A 17,396-nucleotide genomic window follows, 5' to 3' on the forward strand; every position below is an offset into this window, starting at 1 on the left:
TTACTCCTTGAGTGCACCCGCAGTCAGTCCGCTCACGATCTTCTCCTGTGCGATGATGACCAGAATGACGACCGGCAGCACGCCGATGATGGCGGCGGCCGCCATCAGGTTGAAGTCGGTCGTGTACTGGGTCTGGTAGCTCAGGATCCCGCCGACCAGCGGCGACCACTCGCTGGGCTCGTTCTGGAGCGACATGATCGACGAGAAGAAGTACTCGTTGTACACCGAGATGAACGTCAGCACCGCCGCGGTGGCGACGCCGGGCGCCGACAGCGGGATGATGACTCGGAACAGCGCGCCGAGCCGCGTCGTCCCCTCGACGCGCGCCGCGTCCTCGAGCCCGTCGGGAATCTGGGCGTAGAACGTCGTGAGGATGAAGATCGACAGCGGCAGGAACAGCGCGCTGAAGGGCAACACCATAGACCCGGGGGTGTTGACCAGCCGCGGCGGCGTGAACAGCTCGATGCCGAGGAACGGCACCTCGATCGCGTTGCCGACGAACGCGTCGAACAGCGGCAGCAGGAACGCCGCCGGCGGGAAGTACGAGATCATCAGGATCCCGAGCATCAGCAGTCCCCGGCCGGGGAACTCCAACCGGCCGAACACGTACCCCGCGAGGCTGGCGATGACCAGCACGATGATCGTCGTCATCGTCGCGAGGATGAAGCTGTTCAGCACGTAGAGGTGGAACGGGATCTGCTGGAACACCTCGACGAACGCCTGCGGGTTGAACCCCTGGGGAGCGAGGAACGGCAGGTTCCAGTCGCCGCTCAGAATCGCGTTGTTCGGCGTCAACGCGAGCACCAGCAACCAGTAGAACGGGAACAGCGTGGTCACGAGGAAAAACAGCGTGACCGCGTAGAACAGCCCCCGGTAGAGCCGGTCGCGGGTGTCCTGATCGGTGATCACGCGCCTGGTCCACCGCGACAGCGGGCCGAGGTTCGACTCGGCGTCCGGATCGGTTGCCATCTATATATCACCCGATTTGTACTGCTGGTAGATCACGACCATCACGACGACGCCGATGATGGCCGCCGTGACGAACGCCAGCGCCGCCGACAGGCCGCGCTGGGTGTTGAACGTCTCGACGACCATACACGACAGCGACGGGACGACGGTACAGCTCGACACCGAGTCGATGAGCCCGTAGATCCGCATCGCCTGGATCGTCCGGAACAGGATCGCGATCCCCAGCGTCGGCAGGATCAGGGGGAACGTGATCAGCTTGAACCGCTGCCACCTGGTCGCACCCGCGACCTCGGCGACGTCGTAGAGGCCGCGGTCGATGCTCTGCAGGCCGGCGAGGATCAAAAGCGCCATGAACGCCGACGTCTTCCAGATGTCGCCGACGGTGATGATCAACAGCGAGCTGGCCGTGTCGTTGAGCGTGTTGGTCTGGGCGACGATCCCCCACTGGGCGAGGATCTCCGTCAGGAAGCCGGTCTGGGGGTGGAACATCAGGAAGAAGATCATCCCCTGGATGACGATCGGGATCGCCCACGGGATGATGATCGCGGCGCGGACCCAGCCGCGCCCCCTGAAGTCCTGATCGAGGACGAGCGCCTGCCCGAAGCCGATGAGCGTCTCGAAGAAGACGCTCACGAGCGTGAAGATGAGCGTGACGGCGAGGGCGCTCCGCAGGAGGCCGTTCAGGTGGACGAACGGGAAGGTGCCGTTGACGCTCACGCCGGGCAAGAACGTCGTCGAGCCCGGGAGCCAGCGGTTGGCATCGCCGGTGAACAGACTGACGTAGTTCTCGATCCCGACGAACTCGGCCTCGCCCAGGCCGACGAGGTTCTGGTACAGCGATAGCTCGAACGTCCGCAGCAGCGGGTACAGCGCGACCGTCCCCAACAGGACGAACACCGGCGTCAACAGCAGGTAGGCGAACCCCGTCTCGCCGAGGTTCTCGATCCGGCGCGTGAGCGTCACGAGCGCCCCCGACTTGCGCGATTCGCGCGTCGTGGCGTCCGGCTGTGTTTCTGCCGCCATATCCTACTGTTGTTCGATCTCTTCGAGCGAGCTCTGGAGGTCGTTCATCGCCTGTTCGGCGGAGGTTTCGCCGGCGACGACCTCGTTGGCCGCCTCGGCGATCACGGTCGACTGGTTGGACCACACCTCGGTGACCGGGCGGGGCATCGTGTTTTCGCCGGCGACCCGGATCGTGTCGAGGTAGTTGCCGACGACGCCGGTCTCCGCGGCGCGGTCGGACGAGAACAGCTCCGGCTTGGGCGGGAGCCATCCCCAGAGCTCGAACAGGCCGAGGCTGACTTCGTCGGTCATCGTGGCGCGGATCACTTCCAGCGCCTCCTCCTTGCGCTCCGAGTTCGGGTTGAGGACGATGTGCCAGCCGCCGAGGGCCGAGGTCGTGCCGCCGGTCCCGGGCTGGGCGGCCTCGCTCTCGGGGACGGCGTACGGCATCGGCATCGTACCGTAGTTGTCGACGCCGAGCGCGTCCTCGGCCGCGTTGTTCCCGATCGCGTAGGGCCAGTTGCGGTGCATGACGGCGTTGCCTTCCGCCATCGGCGCCCGGGAGGACTCCTCGACCCACTGGGTGACGTCCGACGGCATGATGCCGCTCGCGTACCCCTCGAGCGCGTTGTCGTAGTCTTCGTCGACGAACGTCCGCATCATGCGAAGGGAGTCGATCGTCTCCTGTTCGTTCACCGTGACCGGACGCTCCCCGACGGGACCGAACAGATTGTCGCGGCCGCCGAAGTACGCGCCGCCCCACGACGACATCACTTCGTTGAACGTACAGCAGGCCGTTCCCACGTAGATGTCCCACTGGGTCGTGAAGCCGTACTCGACGTCGGCGGCCTCCTGGATCTCCGCGGTGAGCTGGGACCATTCCTGCCACGTCTTCGGTTCGGTCGCCCACGTCTCGAAGTCGGACTCGCCGTAGCCGGCCTCCCGAGCGTGTGCCTTGTTGTACTGCATCACGGGGAAGTCCGGGTACATCGGGAGGCCGTACAGGTCACCCGAACTCGGCGCGCGGGCGGTGTCGGTGAACCCGGTGAAGTAGTCGTCCTCGACTGTCTGGAGTTCCGACTCGTCCAGCTCCTCGCTGAGGTTGGCGATCAGGCCCTGCTGGATGAACACGTTCACCCAACCGTTGTCCATCATGAAGATGTCGGGCTCGGACTCGCCAGCTTCGAGGAGCCGCTGGTAGTTGTCCCGGCGGGCCCCCGTCTCGGAGTCGCCCGGGCGAAGCTCGATGTCGGCCTCGACGCCGTTGTCCGCGTACAGCTGCTTGAGGTCGTCTCCGATCTCGTCGGCCGCAGTCGGGTCGAAGCCCCAGACGACGGCGTCACTGCTGCCGCCGCTGTTACCGTAGATACAGCCGGCCATGCTGACCGCCGCGCCCGACGCGCCGGCCGCCTTGACGAAGTTCCGCCGCGATACTCGCGATCCGTTGTCCGATTGCTTGCCAGGCATCTATTACACAGTCCGGAGATAGCTATTTATAATTAATGGTGCAATACAACTGGTGTTGTAAACGAATGATGTCGCGAGGCGTTACTCGCCCAGTCGACGGGGAAAACGCGATGGTACAGTGATGCTACGGCGGCATACCGCTCGGCGAGTGGGCATCCGGCGCGGACGGTGAGTTCCACCGACCGACGGAACTCGCGTCACGCCGCTTCCCGACCACGGGATCGGATCCAAATCCGTCGTACGCGAATATAAATGTTTGTCCGAAGTTAACGTGGCACATTCATTCGTTCATGAGCGCACGAGGCCGTGAGAGCGCTCACCGAAACCAGATCGGGGCTACGAACGGGAACGATCGCAAAGAATTTCGTCGCTGGACCGTGGTCCGACGGGGGCACTCACCGATCTCAACGGCCTCACGAGTCGATCTCGGTAACGCTGATGCGTAACGCCTCGATCTGTTCGAGAGTCGCGCCCCACCCGCCCACTTCCACGAGGCCGTCATCGGTCCTGACGACGATCGTCGCCTGCCCAGCGTACTGCGCCACCGAGACGTCGTCGTTCGTATGGAGATTCCCGGTCGTGATGACGTCGTCGACGACCCCCTCGATGCTGCGCTCCTCGCCGGTCCTCGTGTCGATTCCTCGAACCGTTACGTGGACCGTCTCGCCCTCCTCCAGGCGCGGCGTGATGTCGCGGATGCAGTAGCGGATGTCGCTGAAGGTCCGCATCAGGTCGTCCTGATCGGCCGTATACAGCGGGTCCCAGACGTCCCACAGGCAACTGAGGAAGAACCAGTGGAACACGTAGGCGTGAGTTCGATCCTCGACGATGATGCCGTACTCGTTGATCGAGCCGGCGTGGGGGGCGAAACAGACCTTCGATCGGTCGACGATGGCGAGGAACGGCGAGGGGATCTCCCTGTGGCGCGCCTCCGAACAGACCTCGGCCACGTCCTCGGGCGCGGGCAGGTCGTCGTGCTCCCCCTCGCCAGTGTGAATCGAGAGTTTGACGTTGACGTCGTTCCGGCGCGCGTCGGCCAGTGCGGGACGGAGCGTCTCGTACTGGGAGGGAGAAACCGAGATCTGCACCTGATCGGACGCCGACCGAATCGCGTCGGCCGTCTGCTCGAGGACGGTGTCGAACCGCTTGACGATCCGGACGTCCGTGTCCTCCAGTTCCGGGCGCTCCCAGCGCTCCTCGATGTCCTCGGCCGCCTCCGAGAGCTGCTCGGCGCGGGACCGAAGATCCTCCAGCACCGACTTGACGTCGTGAGCCCGAGCGTGCAGCGATCCCTCCTCGTAGGTCTCGATGTATCCTCGATCCTCGAGGTCGCGCAGGACGTCGTAGATTCGCGGGTCCGGAACGCCGCAGGCGTCGACGATCTCGGTCGCGGGCGAGGCGCCGAGTTCCAGCACTGTCACGTAGGCGTCGGCCTGGTACGGCGACAGCCCGGCGTCCTCGAGGATCGAAACGAGGTCGTCGCGCTCCATGTGGTCAGTTGCTGGCGGGGGCTTCGCCGTCGGAGCCGATCGACGGTCCAGTACTGTCGCTCGGCGGACTCGAACGGCGATGCGTCGGAGCACGTCCCGGTAGACGGTCGCACGATGACATGGAACGTAGATATTCATCCCATTGTGAAAAGGTTCCGGCCTGCCCCCGACGCGATCGTCAGGCGGGGAACGTGTAGAGCCGGCGATCGCACGACGGACAGGCGAGAATTCGGTCGTCCTCGTAGCGAGGGTTCGTCGTGCCACAGCAGCTCCGCGGCGTCGTCTCGACGACCTCAGTTTCGCAGACCGGACAGCTCTCGAGGAAGCCGCGGAGGGGGCGGACTGCACCAGCCCGTACTGCGGCCGACAGCTCGGGCGCCGTCGTTTCGAGCGCGCGAGCCGCCGCGGCCTCGGCGACCGCGATCGGGCGCGCGAGCGTGACGCCGCCGTCAGACCCCTCGACGAGGATCAGAGCGCCGTTGGTCCCCTGGGCCCGCGCAGTCACTCCCTCGGGCGTCGTCGACTCGATCGCTGCCGCCAGCGCCTCGCCGTCGGCATCGCGTAGCGTACGCTGCTCGTCCGTCCACGCGTCCCGAAACGATGGATCGAGCGCGAGCGCCTCGCCGTCGTCGGTGACGACGCCGGCATCGAGCAGCGCGCCGAGCACGGCTTCGCCATCCGGCGCCGCCGAGTCGCCCGCGCCTGCGATGCTGCCGCGGCCAGTTGCCTCGCCGGACTTCGGCGACGAGATCGGAAGCCGATCGAACAGCGGAGGCGCTACCCGCGGCGTGTACGGCACCAGATACCCCCGCAGCCAGATCCCGGCGCCGCCGCCGGCGAGCACTGCGGCCGCCAGCGGTAGCCAGACGACCGCGGCGACCGCGCCCAGCACCGCCAGTAGCGCCGCGTTCGTGATCGTACAGGGCCAACAGCGGTTCCGGCCGGTGTACTCGGGCCGCCGAATCCGCTCGAACGCGCTCATCGCGCACCCGGGGCGTCCTCGCCCCCTCCGTTCGCCTGATCGTCACGATCGAATTGCACACCCGAGACGTGAACAGTGAGCCGATAAAAGCGTTGGCGACGGCGGCGGAGCAGTCACTGGCGATCGGCGTCGCTGGTCGGATCGAACGCACATCGAAACGGGACGGCGGGACTCGCCCGCCCGCGGGAACCCGCGTATTACGTCCGATGCCCGGCCAGTCGACGAACGCGAGGATACACAGCTGGACGCGGCATCCCAGCAAGCGCTGGCGTAGGAAGCTTGGTTCGTCGCGATATTAATAGCTTCGATATGATAGATAAAAACAACGTTCCCGCGGATCGTCGCCACGCGAACCGGCGCTGGGCGGGTTCTCGGACGAAAGGTAATCGTTATACGGTACGCGTCCCACCTCCCGATTATGCAACGACGAGCAGCGGCCGTGTACACCGCTCTCTTTCTCGTCATCGCGGTCGGGGCGTTCGCGTTCGCGGGGGCGGCGCAGGAGCCCGCGATCACGGTAGAAGACCCCGAGTACAATTTCTCGGAGGGCGACGAGTTCGAGATCAACGGCACCACCTACGCCGTAACCAGCGTCGGCATGACCGAGCCCAGCGGCGGCGGTCACGGCGGTGGCGGCGGCGCCCACATGGAAGCCACCATCGAGTGGAACGTGACCGAGCAGGGCAGCGCGGAGTTGGCGACCGGCCCGGACAACGCCATCGAGTACAACGACGGCGAGTACGAGGTCGTCATCGAGAACGCGACGAACGTCTCCGAGTTCACGCTGCGCCAGATGCCCGGCGACGACGTCACCGTCTACACGAACGACGACGGCGAGCGCGTCGTCGAGGTCCAGCAGGACGGCGAGACTCAGATCATCCCGATCGACGAGTATCAGGGCCTCCAGCGGTTCAACTTCAGCGAGGGCGACGCGATCCAGTACGACGGCCAGAACGCGACCGTCGGCAACGTGACCAACGGCTCGGTCCAGCTCTCCTGGTCCGAGGAGGTGACCGAGGACGTCACGCTGACCGAGGGCGGCACGACCGAGGAGTTCGGCGATGAGACGCTCGTCGCCCACTTCCCCACCGACAGCTCGGTGGTTCTCAGCACGAACGTCGACGCGTACAACGAGCAAGCCGACCAGCAGTCGTTCTTCCACGACCGGACCGACGGCCTGCTGATGATCTCGTTCCTCTCGGGCGCGACCGGGTTCATCCTGCTCGGGATGGCCTACCTGCCGCGTCGCGAGTGACGCGCCCGCCGTTTTTCTGACGCCGCTACTCGATTTTGCGTCCTGCTTGACGCCGTTTTTCGATCCTTCGACGACGATCGATGGCGACGCCGCTGTTCGGTTTTGACGCCGCTGTTCGATGTCGACGCTGTACCTCGGTCAGCGCCGGCAGTCCGCGAATCAGCATCGCCACCGCACGCCCCGCTCGGTCGGCCGGGAGGGAGTTGAAGTAGAGAACGCCTCGCTACCGCTCGGCGTTCTCTACTTCAACTCCACCGTTGCCGCTTCGCTCGTCACGTCCGTTCCTCACAGGAAAACGGGCCGGGAGGGAGTTGAACCCCCGACCGTCTGGTTAAAAGCCAGACGCTCTCCCTAACTGAGCTACCGGCCCTCTGTCACTCGCTTGGAGCAGGGGCGATTAAACGCTTTTGATGCCCCCCGATCAGCGATCCGCGAACTCGGCGGTCAGCGCCTCGGCGGCGAGGTCGTCGGGATCGCTGCCGTCGAGCGCGGCGCGACGCCGAAGCTCACGGTACACGTCCGGGGGGAGATCGAGTGCGATCCGCCCCAGTCGGACTTCGCGGTCGGCGAGCGCGCGCTCGGCGCTCGCGCCGTCGTTGATCTCGCTGGCGAGCGTCCGGACCTCGCGGACGGTCAAGTCGTTGTCGAGGACGGCCCACGCGAGGTCGAACCGCGCCTCGCCGCTCACGCGCGCGACGTGCTTGGCCGCGGTCGGAGCGATGTGACCCATCGCGACGTGGCGGCGGATCGACTGGGGCAGGTCGTGGACGCGCGCCCACTTGCGGATGAACGCGACGGTGGCTTCACCGCCGGCGCGTTCCGCTGCCGCCTTGTAGGACCCCTCGCCGCGAACCAGCGCCGCGCAGGCGGCCGCACCGCGCAGCATGTAGACGTTGTCGTCCGCGCCGGCGGTGTTCTCCGCGAACGCGCGGACGGTTTCGGCGGCCTGCGCGAGGCTCTCCGGGTCGTCGGGATCGAACTGGACGGCCTGCTGTGCGCGGTCGCCGGTGACCGCCTCGTCGCCGCGGACGACGGGCGCGCCGACGGGTTCGTCCCGATCCGAGGGCAGCTGTACCGCCTCGCCGGACGCGTTCTCGCGAGACGAAGACGAGCGAGGGGTTGGAGAGCTTTGCTCTCCGGCGTCTTCGCGAGCTTGCGAGCCGGGGCTCGACGAGCGTTGCTCGCCGGTGTCCGACGAGTCGCCCGCATCTCGGTCACCCGCATCTCGCTGGTCCTCCGACCGGTCTGCAGTCATCACTGCGGGCTAGCAGCGGCAGCGTAAAAAAGCCCCCTACTCGACGGGTAGGGGGTCCGCGTCGGCTGCGTCAGTCGTCGTCGCGCTGCTCGGAGAGGTGCTCCCAGATCTCCGTGCAGCCGGCCCCTTCCTCGATATCCGCGAGATGGTCGTCCTCCGGCTCTTCTTCGTCAGTCTCGTGAGTAGGTGTTGCGTTTGTCATCGCTGATCCTCCGTCTCGTGTCCCTCGTAGAGCTCCGGCGCGACGTCTACCGACGCGATCTGTCGCGACGCCCGCTCTCCGCGGGAACGGTCTGTCATCACACGTCCGTACTATCGCCATCACCTTAAAAAAGAGCTTCACCAACAAACCCTACCCGGGCTCCCAAATACCAGAACTATTATCCTGTTTCTCGGTCGCCGTTATCGGACGTGATACCGTTCCCGTCTGTCGGTTGTACGGGAATCGAATCGTCATATCCGCGGTAAGCCTTGTGGGCGCCGAGGGGCTAAGGTGGCTGGGCGCGTTGTACTTAAACAATGACTGTCGCCGTGCGGACGCTCGACGACGGAGCCTGGATCAGCATCAACGATTCGCGGGCGGTCTCGAACAGCGGCATCTGGCCGCTCGCGCACTACGACTTCTGCGACTGCGAGGTCGCGTACGTCCTTCTGGAGTCGTTCTACGACGTCGGCATCGACCACCACGAGGTCGTCGTCGGGACGATCGGTCAGTGCATCGAGTGCGGCCACCAGGACTCGATCGACGACTTTCCGGTCGGTCGGATCGTCGACGGCGAGTTCCACGCCTACGAAGCGAGCGAGTTCCAGTCGCTGGTCGAGCCCGAGGAGTGACACCGTCGATCGACGCGCTCGCACCTCGAATTCGCCGAGGAGACGCGCCGAGTGGACTCTCCTCGCGTTGGTGACGAACACCCGCACGCGCCATGCAAACCCCTGCCAGGCAACGTTTTCCGGTAAGCGCGAGACGAGGGGAGAACTGACGGGAGACGGCAGCGTTTAAGCCGGGGACGTATAGAGAAGGTATACATGCCTACCGACGTCGAGGAATGGAAAGACGAGGTCTACGGAACGGACATCCGTGACCACATGGAGCGATTCGCGGAGGAGGGCTGGGACGCCATCCCGGACGACGAGCACGACGCCTGGTTCGAGCGGTTCAAGTGGTACGGTCTGTACCACCAGCGCGCCGGACAGGAGAGCTACTTCATGATGCGGATCGGCCCGCCGGCCGGCATTCTCGAGCCCGGCCAGCTCCGCAAGATCGGCGAGATCGCCAAGAAGTACTCGACCGGCCCCGCCGAGAACCCCGTGTTCGGCAACGGCTGGGCGGACTTCACCACGCGACAGGCGATCCAGCTCCACTGGATCAACATCGAAGACGTACCGGACATCTGGGACGAACTGGAAGAAGTCGGTCTCTCTACTCTGCAGGCCTGCGGCGACTCCTGGCGGAACATCGTCGGCTGTCCGGTCGCCGGCAAGGACAAGCACGAGCACGTCGACGCCATCGAGACGACCCACGAACTCCACGACACGTTCAAGGGCAACTCCGACTACGCGAACCTGCCCCGCAAGTGGAAGGTCAGCGTCACGGGCTGTTCCGAGGGCTGCGGTCAGGGCGACATCAACGATCTGGCCTTCGAGCCCGCGACCAAGGAGATCGACGGCGAGGAGGTCGAGGGGTACAACGTCCGCGTCGGCGGCGGCCTCTCGCGCAACGAGCCCCGCCTGGCCCGCGACATCGACGTGTTCGTCACGCCCGAGCAGGCCACCGACGTCGCCGGCGGGATGTCCGGGCTGTTCCGGGACTACGGCGACCGCGACAACCGCTACAACGCCCGCATCAAGTTCCTCGTCGACGAGTGGGGCACCGAGAAGATGCGCGACGTGCTCCAGGAGGAGTACGTCGACTTCGAGCTCCACACCGCGGGCGAGGACTACCGCGACGAGTACTCCTACAACGCCGGCGTCGACCACGGCCACGCGGACCACGTCGGCGTCCACGAGCAAGCGGACGGCAACTACTACGTCGGCCTCGACGTGCTCGTCGGCCGGATGGGCGCCAACGAAGTGATCGAGCTCGCCGACATCGCCGACGAGTACGGCAGCGGCGAGGCACGGGTCACCCAGCGCCAGAACGTCATCCTCACCGACGTTCCCGAGGAGAATCTCGACGACCTGCTCGACGAGCCGCTGCTCGATAACTACAGCCCCGATCCGCACCCGTTCATGCGCGGCTCGATCGCCTGTACCGGCACCGAGTTCTGCTCGCTCTCGATCGTCGAGACGAAGAACCGCCAGGTGCGCTACGCCCGCTGGCTCAAGGACAACGTCGAACTGCCCGACGACGTCGAGGACTTCCACATCCACCTCTCGGGCTGCACGGCATCCTGCGCCCAGCCCCAGATCGCCGACGTCTCCCTGCGCGGCATGAAGACGCGCAAGGACGGCGAGCCGGTCGAAGCGCTCGACATCGGTCTCGGCGGCGGCCTCGGCGAGAACCCCGAGTTCGCCTCCTGGGTGACCGAGCGGGTCCCGGCCGACGAGGTGCCCGGCGCGATCCAGAACCTTATCCGGAGCTACGCCGAGCTGCGCGAGGACGGCGAGACGTTCCGTGAGTTCGTCGTCGACCGCGACGACGAGGAACTCGCCGAGCTAGTCGAGCCCGAGGAGACCAGCTACGACGACCCGATGATGCACAATACCAAGAAGACCTGGTACCCCTACGCCGAGGACGACGACATGGACGCCAGCCCCGCGCCGGCGACGGCGGAGGGCGAGCCGCTCCCGTCCGACGACTAAGCGGAACGCAGCGCGTCGAAGAACGGCAAGCGCGGCGTCGTCCCGTCGCTCGGTTCGACGTCTTTTCTTGCGAACGACCGTCGTGAGAGCGATACCAGATTCGCGAACGTCCAGTGGCATCGCGGCCGACTGTCGCGGGTGCTAAGTACGCCCGCCACCACGCTCCGGACATGACGGATCGGCTGATGAAGGTCAACGCCTACACGACGTTCGACCTGATCGACGCGACCGTGACCGGACAGGACTTCGAGGACGACTCGCTGGCGGTGCTGAACGCCACCTCGCCGCGCAAGGACCCCGACGAGGTGAAACTGCAGCTCGAACTCGACAACATGACCGAGGAGTACCTGCCGGCCCACATGGAGGAGGTCCACCTGACGCCCGAGCAGGCCCGGACGCTGGCGGCGGACCTCGAGAAGCACGCCGACAAGGTCGAGTCGGCGCAGTCGGAGTAGCGGTCGATCGTCGGCCTACTCCCCCGGGCTTTCGGCGAGACCGTCGGCGGCGCGCTCCCGGAGCTGGTCGCGCTGTCGCTTCTCGGAGATGTGGCGCTCGCCGTCGGCCAGTTCCTCCCGCACCGCGGCCTCGTAGTCGGTGAGATCCGCGTAGAAGCCGTCGCGGAACTCCTCGACGATCTCGTAGGTCCACTTGTCCTCGATCGCCCCGGCCGGCAGGTGCTCGTGGCGGAGTTCGTCCGCCAGTTCCTCGTGGCCGGCGTCGCGAAGCAGCTCCTCGGCGTCGGACATCCGGTCCATCGCGTGACCGACAGCGTGGTGACATTCCAGCAGGTCGCCGTACGCTCGCTGGAGGTACTCGGCGGCCAGCTGGAACTCGTGGAGCGCGTCGCGTTCGTCGTCGGTGAGATCCTCGCGCGACATACGAACAGTACGACGGCGGCGGACAAAACAGTTGCAGGCGCCGCCGTCGAGTGAGCGACAGTCGGGCGATGGCCGCGGTTGCGAGAGCGACAGTCGGGCGACGCCGCGTCACAGCGGCGTCCGTACGCCGCTACTCCGCCAGCCGGGCGAACTCGTCGTCGGTCAGCTCGATCCCGGCGGCCGCGACGTTCTGCTCCAGGTGGTCGACCGACGCCGTGCCGGGGATCGGGAGCAGGTTCGGGGAGCGTTCGAGCAGCCAGGCCAGCGCGATCTGGCGCCGGGTCGCGTCGTGAGCCTCGGCGGCGGCGTCGAGCGCGTCGGCCTTGGCCTCCAGGTCGCCCGAGTTCATCGGCGACCACGGCATGAAGCCGACGCCGTACTCCTCGCAGGCCTCCAGCACGGGCTCGTGCTCGCGCTCGACGACGCTGTACTGGTTCTGCACGGTCGCGATCTCGCAGACGTCCCGGGCGCGGTCCAGCTGCTCGACGTCGACGTTGCTCAGACCGACGTGGCGAATGACACCCTCGTCCTTCAGTTCGGCGAGCGCAGTCACCGAGTCTTCTATCGGAATCTCGGGGTCGACGCGGTGGAGCTGGTAGAGGTCGATCTCGTCGACGCCGAGCCGGTCGCGGCTGCAGTACGCGGCGTGCTGGAGGTGACCGGGATGGCCGTGGCGGTCCCACTCGAACTCCTCGTCGACCGTGCGAACCAGGCCGCCTTTCGTCGCGACGACGACGTCGTCGCCGTCCACCGCGTCGCCGGCCAGCGCCTCGCCGACCAGCCGCTCGCTGACCGCGGGGCCGTACGAGTCGGCCGTGTCGACGAAGTCGACGCCGAGATCGACCGCGCGCCGGACCACGTCGCGCGCGGCAGCTTCGTCGGCCGGCGGACCGGTGACGTGCTCGCCGGTCAGGTGCATCGCGCCGTAGCCGAGCCGGCGGACCGTCAGTTCGCCGCCGATGTCGAACGTGCCGCTGTCCTCGATGGTCATGGGCGTCCGGACGGAGGTGGGCGCCTAAGTCGTGGCGATACGCCGCCGAACGTGCGAAACACCGCTGGCGACCGCGTACGGCGATCGAACCGGGCGGCGAGCGCCGGATCTGTCGGACGGCATGCGACGAAAACAGTAGACTTTCCTATCGCAACGACGAAGGAATCGGCGAGAATGGAACCCCTCTGGATCGTGCTGCGGATCATCGCCGGATTGGGGCTGATCCTGGCCAACGCCTTCTTCGTCGCGATCGAGTTCGCGCTCACACGGGCGCGGCAGTACCCCGAGTCGGAGTTCGCCGAGGCGGGGCTCCAGCGCGCCTGGGACATGACCGACGACCTGGAGATCTACCTGACGAGCTGTCAGGTCGGCATCACCGCGTCGAGCATCGCGGTCGGGATCGTCGCCGAGCCGGCGCTGGCGGCGATCTTCGAGCCGCTGTTCGCCGGCTCGGTGCTGGCGGCGGTCGGCGGCGGCGCCGTGATCGCGTTCCTGATCATCAACCTCGTCCACCTGACCCACGGCGAGCAGACGCCGACGTACCTCGGCGTCGAGCGCTCGAAGACGGTCTGCCGGTACGGCGCGACGCCGCTGTACTGGTTCACGTGGATCATCTCGCCGATCATCAACGTCGGCGACACGGTCGCGAAGTGGACGCTCGGACTGATGGGCGTCGAGATGACCGGCGCGTGGCTCGAAACCGAGGAGGACGTCATCGAGTCCCGCGCGGAGCTTCGCAACAAGCTCGGCGAGGTCCTGGAACAGGGCGACATCTCCGAGGAGCGCCGCGGCGAGGTGCTGGCCGCCCTGGAGATCGGCGACACCGCGGTCGAGGAAGTGATGGTCGACCGCGACGACATCGTCTCGCTCTCGACGGAGGTCGACGCAGCCGAGAACGTCCGGCGAGTCACCGAGTCGCCACACACCCGGTTCCCGCTGGTCGGCGACGACCTCTCGGAGTTCAAGGGGATCATCTACGTCCCCGAGCTCACCCGCGAGTGGGAGCGGTTCGGCGAGGGCAACGTCGACCTGGAGAAGATCGCCCACGACACGATGACCGTCGACACCGACGACTCGGTCAGCGATGTCGTCGATCGGTTCCAGGAGGTCGGCCAGGAACTCGCGCTCGTCACCGAGAACGATGAAATCGTCGGCCTCGTGACGACGACCGACGCCGTCGAGGAGGTGATGGGCGAGCTCCGGGATCCGATGGACGAGGAGTACGACTCACCCCAGGTTGAGCCAGACGAGAAGCAGCTCTGAACCGCAGAGCGCGACGACGGTGAGCGCGGCGACGCCGTAGGCGAGCGCGCCCGCGGCGCGATCGCGGACGAGACGTGCGATCGCCGCGCAGACCAGCACCGTTCCGACGGAGAACGCAGGGAGCAGCAGGCTCCCGAAGAGCCTGCCGGCGGTGCGGTCCGCGACGAGGCCGCCGTCGGCGCCGAGCGTCCAGCGAATCGTCATCGGATCGGACAGCGTCGCGGCCGCCCAGACGCCGACCGCGACAGTCAAGGCGGTCAGCGCGACCGCGGTCGTTTGTAGCGGGCGGTACAGCCGGGCGAGACGATCGAGGATCGGTGCTTCGGGGTCGCCGTTCGAGGTTGCGGTGGCGGGCATCACAGTCGAGAGGACGCGCCGGAGCGACGTAGTACTGCCAGCGCGACTTCACGCGCTGCAGTCGGCGATACCGATTTATGTGATTCGGCCGACGAGACGCGTACAGTGAGTGAGGACAGCGAGATCGAAGCCGTCGCGGCGATGCTGGAGGACGCGACGGCCCGGACGATCCTCACCCAGACGAGCCTGGAACCCATGTCAGCGAACACGTTGAGCGAACGCTGCGACGCCTCGAAGCCGACGGTGTACCGGCGCCTGGAGGACCTCCGCGAGCTCGATCTGCTGGTCGAGCAGACCGAGCCCGACCCCGAGGGGGGCCACCACCGGACCGTGTACTCGACGAACATGGATCGGATCACCGTCGAGCTGCGCGACGGCGAGTTGCACCTCGACGTCGACCGCCGGGAGGACATCGCCGACCGGTTCACCGAACTCATCGAGGGGATCTGACCGTGGAACCGATCGTCCTCCAGCTGGCCGAGACGTTCCGACCGCCCGACTACATCATCTGGTTCAGCCAGCTCAGCGGCATCGCCAGCGCGATCGTCGGGCTGTTCATCGCCTACCAGGCCTACCGCGGGTACAAGCGCAACGACTCCCGCCCGATGCTGTACATCGGCGTCGGCTTCCTGCTGGCGCTGGGCGTGCCGCTGGCGCTGCTGCCCGCTCAGCTCGTGCTCTCGACGACGGGGCGCTCGATCGCGCTCGTGATCCAGCAGACCAGCCAGCTCGCCGGAATGCTGACGATACTGTACGCGCTTCGGATGGAATCCTGACGGGCGGCGGATCGTCCGACGGGTGCGCCGCCGCCGGCCGTCCGTTCTCCGAAGCCCGACCATGGTAGGGAGGAAGTATACCCGCAGCGAGTGCTTGAGACTGTCATGAGTAATCATGTCAGAGGCGAGCGCGAGAACGGCGAGAGAAGAGTGGGGGACGCGGTTCGGGTTCCTCATGGCAATGCTCGGCGCGATGGTCGGCGCGGGTAACATCTGGCGGATGCCCTACACGACGGGGCAGAACGGCGGCGGCGTGTTCCTCATCGCCTACGTCCTGCTCCTGTTCGTGATCGCCATCCCCGGGCTGATGGCCGAGACGATGCTCGGCCGATACACCCAGAGAGGCGTTATCGGATCGTTCAGACAGATCCTCGGCGACAAGCGGTACGCCGGGCTGGCGCTCGTGGTCGTGGTGGTCAACGTGGCGCTGATGTCGTACTACGCGCCCATCATCGGGCAGTCGATGTACTACGCCGGCCACTCCCTGCTGCCGACGTTCTTCCAGTCCGGGTTCGAGGCCACCCCGTTCTGGAATTCGTTCTCCGGTTCGCCGTTGCTGACGATCGGCACCCACACCGTCGTCATGGCGACCATCGCGGTCGTGTTGACGTTCGGGATCAAGAAGGGGATCGAGCGCGTCGTGAAGTACATGATCCCGTTCCTCATCCTCTCGCTGATCGCAATCTCGATCCGCGGCGTGACGCTGTCCGGCGGGATGGACGGGCTCGCGTTCGTGTTCACGCCCGACTGGAGCTACCTCTTCCGCGGAGACATGTGGGTCGCCGCCCTCGGTCAGGCCCTGTTCTCGACCGGGCTGGGCTGGGGGATCGCGCTGACCTACGGGAGCTACCTCCGCAAGCACGACGACGTGGCGCTGGGCGGCGGCGTGTTCACCGCCCTCGGGAACACGGCGATCGGCCTCCTGGCCATCTTCGCGGTGTTCCCGGTCGTGTTCGCGTTCGGCCTCGAACCCACCGCCGGCGCGAACCTCATGTTCATCTCGCTCGTGCAGGTGTTCCCGCAGCTCGTCGGCGGGCAGCTGTGGGCGATCATGTTCTTCTTCGGCTTCTTCTTCGCGACGTTCTCGTCAGGACTCGCGATCACCGAAGTGGGCGTGACGACGATCGCCGAACAGACGCGACTGAGCAGGAACCAGTCCGTGCTGACGGTGTCGGGCGCGATCTGGCTGCTCGGCCTGCCGAGCGCCTACTCGTCGTCGTTCCTCGGCTCGATGGACTACATCTTCGGGAACTTCGGGCTCCCGCTGGCGACGCTCGCCATCATCGGGCTCATCGGCTGGAAACTGGGGCCCGAACGCGCACGCGTCCTCGACCTGAATCGGAACTCGGACATCTACGTCGGCTCGTGGTGGGACGGCATCATCAAGTACGTCATCCCCAGCGTGATGATCTTCATCATCGGCTACGGCGCGTACACGAGCGTCGGCACGGGCGACCAGACGCTGATGATCGGCGGCATCGCGCTGATGGCGGTGCTGACGGCGGCGAGCATCGCAGTCATGCGAGTGCTTCCGGACAGCTCGGACCGCGATGCAGTTACCGCGCCCAAGGGGGGTGACTGATCGTGGCGCTCTCGCTCACCACGTGGGTCGTGATGCTCCTCATGATGGCCGTCCTGTGGGGCGGCGGGACGGCCGCTATCTGGCGGTCGATGCACGACGAGGACCGCAAGCTGGATCTCATCAGGGATCAGGGGAAGATCGACACCTACTCGCCGCGGGCGATGGCGGACCTCCGGGAATGGGTTCAGGCGAACCCCGCCGATCCGTACGCCGACGAGGCCAGAGAGCGGTACAACGAGTGCGTCGAAACGCTCCGCGAGATCGACGAGCCGTTCTACGACTGGAGCGACGATGAGATAGAAGAGCTGGAGCGACTGTAGTCCG

At 66.3% G+C, this 17,396-nt stretch carries 19 protein-coding genes and 1 tRNA gene; 9 read left to right on the forward strand and 11 right to left on the reverse strand.

The genetic code is table 11. The features are described from left to right. From ABDZ81_RS04170 to ABDZ81_RS04190, 5 genes are all read right to left on the reverse strand, one after another. A complete protein-coding gene (locus tag ABDZ81_RS04170; RefSeq protein ID WP_343772607.1) occupies window positions 1–969 on the reverse strand; it encodes a carbohydrate ABC transporter permease in 969 nt (322 codons plus the stop codon). Beyond that, window positions 970–1,992, reverse strand: a complete 1,023-nt coding sequence (locus ABDZ81_RS04175) for a carbohydrate ABC transporter permease (RefSeq protein ID WP_343772608.1) — start codon at window positions 1,990–1,992, stop codon at window positions 970–972. It abuts the gene before it with no gap. Window positions 1,993–1,995: 3 nt separating this feature from the next. Then, window positions 1,996–3,438, reverse strand: a complete 1,443-nt coding sequence (locus ABDZ81_RS04180) for an extracellular solute-binding protein (protein ID WP_343772609.1) — start codon at window positions 3,436–3,438, stop codon at window positions 1,996–1,998. A gap of 413 nt (window positions 3,439–3,851) precedes the next feature. Further along, window positions 3,852–4,928 (reverse strand): TrmB family transcriptional regulator, encoded by a 1,077-nt coding sequence (locus ABDZ81_RS04185; protein WP_343772611.1) that lies wholly within the window; start codon window positions 4,926–4,928, stop codon window positions 3,852–3,854. A gap of 178 nt (window positions 4,929–5,106) precedes the next feature. Next, a complete protein-coding gene (locus tag ABDZ81_RS04190) occupies window positions 5,107–5,910 on the reverse strand; it encodes a DUF8054 domain-containing protein (protein ID WP_343772612.1) in 804 nt (267 codons plus the stop codon). A gap of 418 nt (window positions 5,911–6,328) precedes the next feature. Between ABDZ81_RS04190 and ABDZ81_RS04195 the strand changes: the two genes are divergently transcribed. Continuing rightward, complete coding sequence (locus ABDZ81_RS04195) at window positions 6,329–7,165, forward strand: hypothetical protein (protein ID WP_343772613.1); 837 nt, start codon at window positions 6,329–6,331, stop codon at window positions 7,163–7,165. A 296-nt stretch (window positions 7,166–7,461) separates the two neighbouring features. Here ABDZ81_RS04195 and ABDZ81_RS04200 read toward each other — a convergent pair. From ABDZ81_RS04200 to ABDZ81_RS04210, 3 genes are all read right to left on the reverse strand, one after another. After that, window positions 7,462–7,535 (reverse strand) — tRNA-Lys (locus ABDZ81_RS04200). Between the two features lie 51 nt (window positions 7,536–7,586). Further along, the gene (locus ABDZ81_RS04205; RefSeq protein WP_343772614.1) at window positions 7,587–8,420 is read right to left on the reverse strand and encodes a DUF7119 family protein; all 834 of its coding nucleotides are present in this window, start codon (window positions 8,418–8,420) and stop codon (window positions 7,587–7,589) included. 70 nt (window positions 8,421–8,490) lie between these two features. Beyond that, window positions 8,491–8,622: a hypothetical protein gene (locus tag ABDZ81_RS04210; protein ID WP_343772616.1), complete on the reverse strand. Its 132-nt coding sequence runs from the start codon at window positions 8,620–8,622 to the stop codon at window positions 8,491–8,493. A gap of 317 nt (window positions 8,623–8,939) precedes the next feature. On the opposite strand from ABDZ81_RS04210, the gene ABDZ81_RS04215 reads away from it, so the two are divergent. The 3 genes from ABDZ81_RS04215 to ABDZ81_RS04225 all read left to right on the forward strand — a co-directional run bounded on the left by ABDZ81_RS04215 (window position 8,940) and on the right by ABDZ81_RS04225 (window position 11,680). Beyond that, entirely contained in the window at window positions 8,940–9,254 is a 315-nt protein-coding gene (locus ABDZ81_RS04215; RefSeq protein ID WP_343772617.1) for a DUF8134 family protein, read from the forward strand. Window positions 9,255–9,449: 195 nt separating this feature from the next. Then, window positions 9,450–11,225 carry a nitrite/sulfite reductase gene (locus tag ABDZ81_RS04220; protein WP_343772618.1) on the forward strand — a complete coding sequence of 592 codons (1,776 nt, stop codon included), beginning with the start codon at window positions 9,450–9,452 and terminating at the stop codon, window positions 11,223–11,225. Window positions 11,226–11,395: 170 nt separating this feature from the next. Beyond that, the gene (locus ABDZ81_RS04225) at window positions 11,396–11,680 is read left to right on the forward strand and encodes a DUF6360 family protein (protein ID WP_343772619.1); all 285 of its coding nucleotides are present in this window, start codon (window positions 11,396–11,398) and stop codon (window positions 11,678–11,680) included. Between the two features lie 15 nt (window positions 11,681–11,695). On the opposite strand, the gene ABDZ81_RS04230 is transcribed toward ABDZ81_RS04225, so the two are convergent. Both ABDZ81_RS04230 and ABDZ81_RS04235 read right to left on the reverse strand, forming a co-directional pair. Further along, the gene (locus ABDZ81_RS04230; RefSeq protein ID WP_343772620.1) at window positions 11,696–12,103 is read right to left on the reverse strand and encodes a hypothetical protein; all 408 of its coding nucleotides are present in this window, start codon (window positions 12,101–12,103) and stop codon (window positions 11,696–11,698) included. A 130-nt stretch (window positions 12,104–12,233) separates the two neighbouring features. Next, window positions 12,234–13,094, reverse strand: a complete 861-nt coding sequence (locus tag ABDZ81_RS04235; protein ID WP_343772621.1) for an aldo/keto reductase — start codon at window positions 13,092–13,094, stop codon at window positions 12,234–12,236. Between the two features lie 174 nt (window positions 13,095–13,268). Between ABDZ81_RS04235 and ABDZ81_RS04240 the strand changes: the two genes are divergently transcribed. Continuing rightward, window positions 13,269–14,357 (forward strand): CNNM domain-containing protein, encoded by a 1,089-nt coding sequence (locus ABDZ81_RS04240; RefSeq protein ID WP_343772622.1) that lies wholly within the window; start codon window positions 13,269–13,271, stop codon window positions 14,355–14,357. On the opposite strand, the gene ABDZ81_RS04245 is transcribed toward ABDZ81_RS04240, so the two are convergent. Next, window positions 14,322–14,714: a hypothetical protein gene (locus ABDZ81_RS04245; RefSeq protein ID WP_343772623.1), complete on the reverse strand. Its 393-nt coding sequence runs from the start codon at window positions 14,712–14,714 to the stop codon at window positions 14,322–14,324. The two genes, ABDZ81_RS04240 and ABDZ81_RS04245, sit on opposite strands and share 36 nt — an antisense overlap. A gap of 105 nt (window positions 14,715–14,819) precedes the next feature. On the opposite strand from ABDZ81_RS04245, the gene ABDZ81_RS04250 reads away from it, so the two are divergent. From ABDZ81_RS04250 to ABDZ81_RS04265, 4 genes are all read left to right on the forward strand, one after another. Beyond that, complete coding sequence (locus ABDZ81_RS04250) at window positions 14,820–15,164, forward strand: helix-turn-helix domain-containing protein (RefSeq protein WP_343772624.1); 345 nt, start codon at window positions 14,820–14,822, stop codon at window positions 15,162–15,164. A 2-nt stretch (window positions 15,165–15,166) separates the two neighbouring features. Beyond that, window positions 15,167–15,490: a DUF7521 family protein gene (locus ABDZ81_RS04255; protein ID WP_343772625.1), complete on the forward strand. Its 324-nt coding sequence runs from the start codon at window positions 15,167–15,169 to the stop codon at window positions 15,488–15,490. Window positions 15,491–15,605: 115 nt separating this feature from the next. Then, window positions 15,606–17,072 carry a sodium-dependent transporter gene (locus ABDZ81_RS04260; protein WP_343772626.1) on the forward strand — a complete coding sequence of 489 codons (1,467 nt, stop codon included), beginning with the start codon at window positions 15,606–15,608 and terminating at the stop codon, window positions 17,070–17,072. A 2-nt stretch (window positions 17,073–17,074) separates the two neighbouring features. Continuing rightward, window positions 17,075–17,392 carry a DUF8026 family protein gene (locus ABDZ81_RS04265; RefSeq protein ID WP_343772627.1) on the forward strand — a complete coding sequence of 106 codons (318 nt, stop codon included), beginning with the start codon at window positions 17,075–17,077 and terminating at the stop codon, window positions 17,390–17,392. Window positions 17,393–17,396: the final 4 nt, after the last annotated feature.

The organism is Natronoarchaeum mannanilyticum, from assembly GCF_039522665.1.
GTDB classification, from domain to species: domain Archaea; phylum Halobacteriota; class Halobacteria; order Halobacteriales; family Natronoarchaeaceae; genus Natronoarchaeum; species Natronoarchaeum mannanilyticum.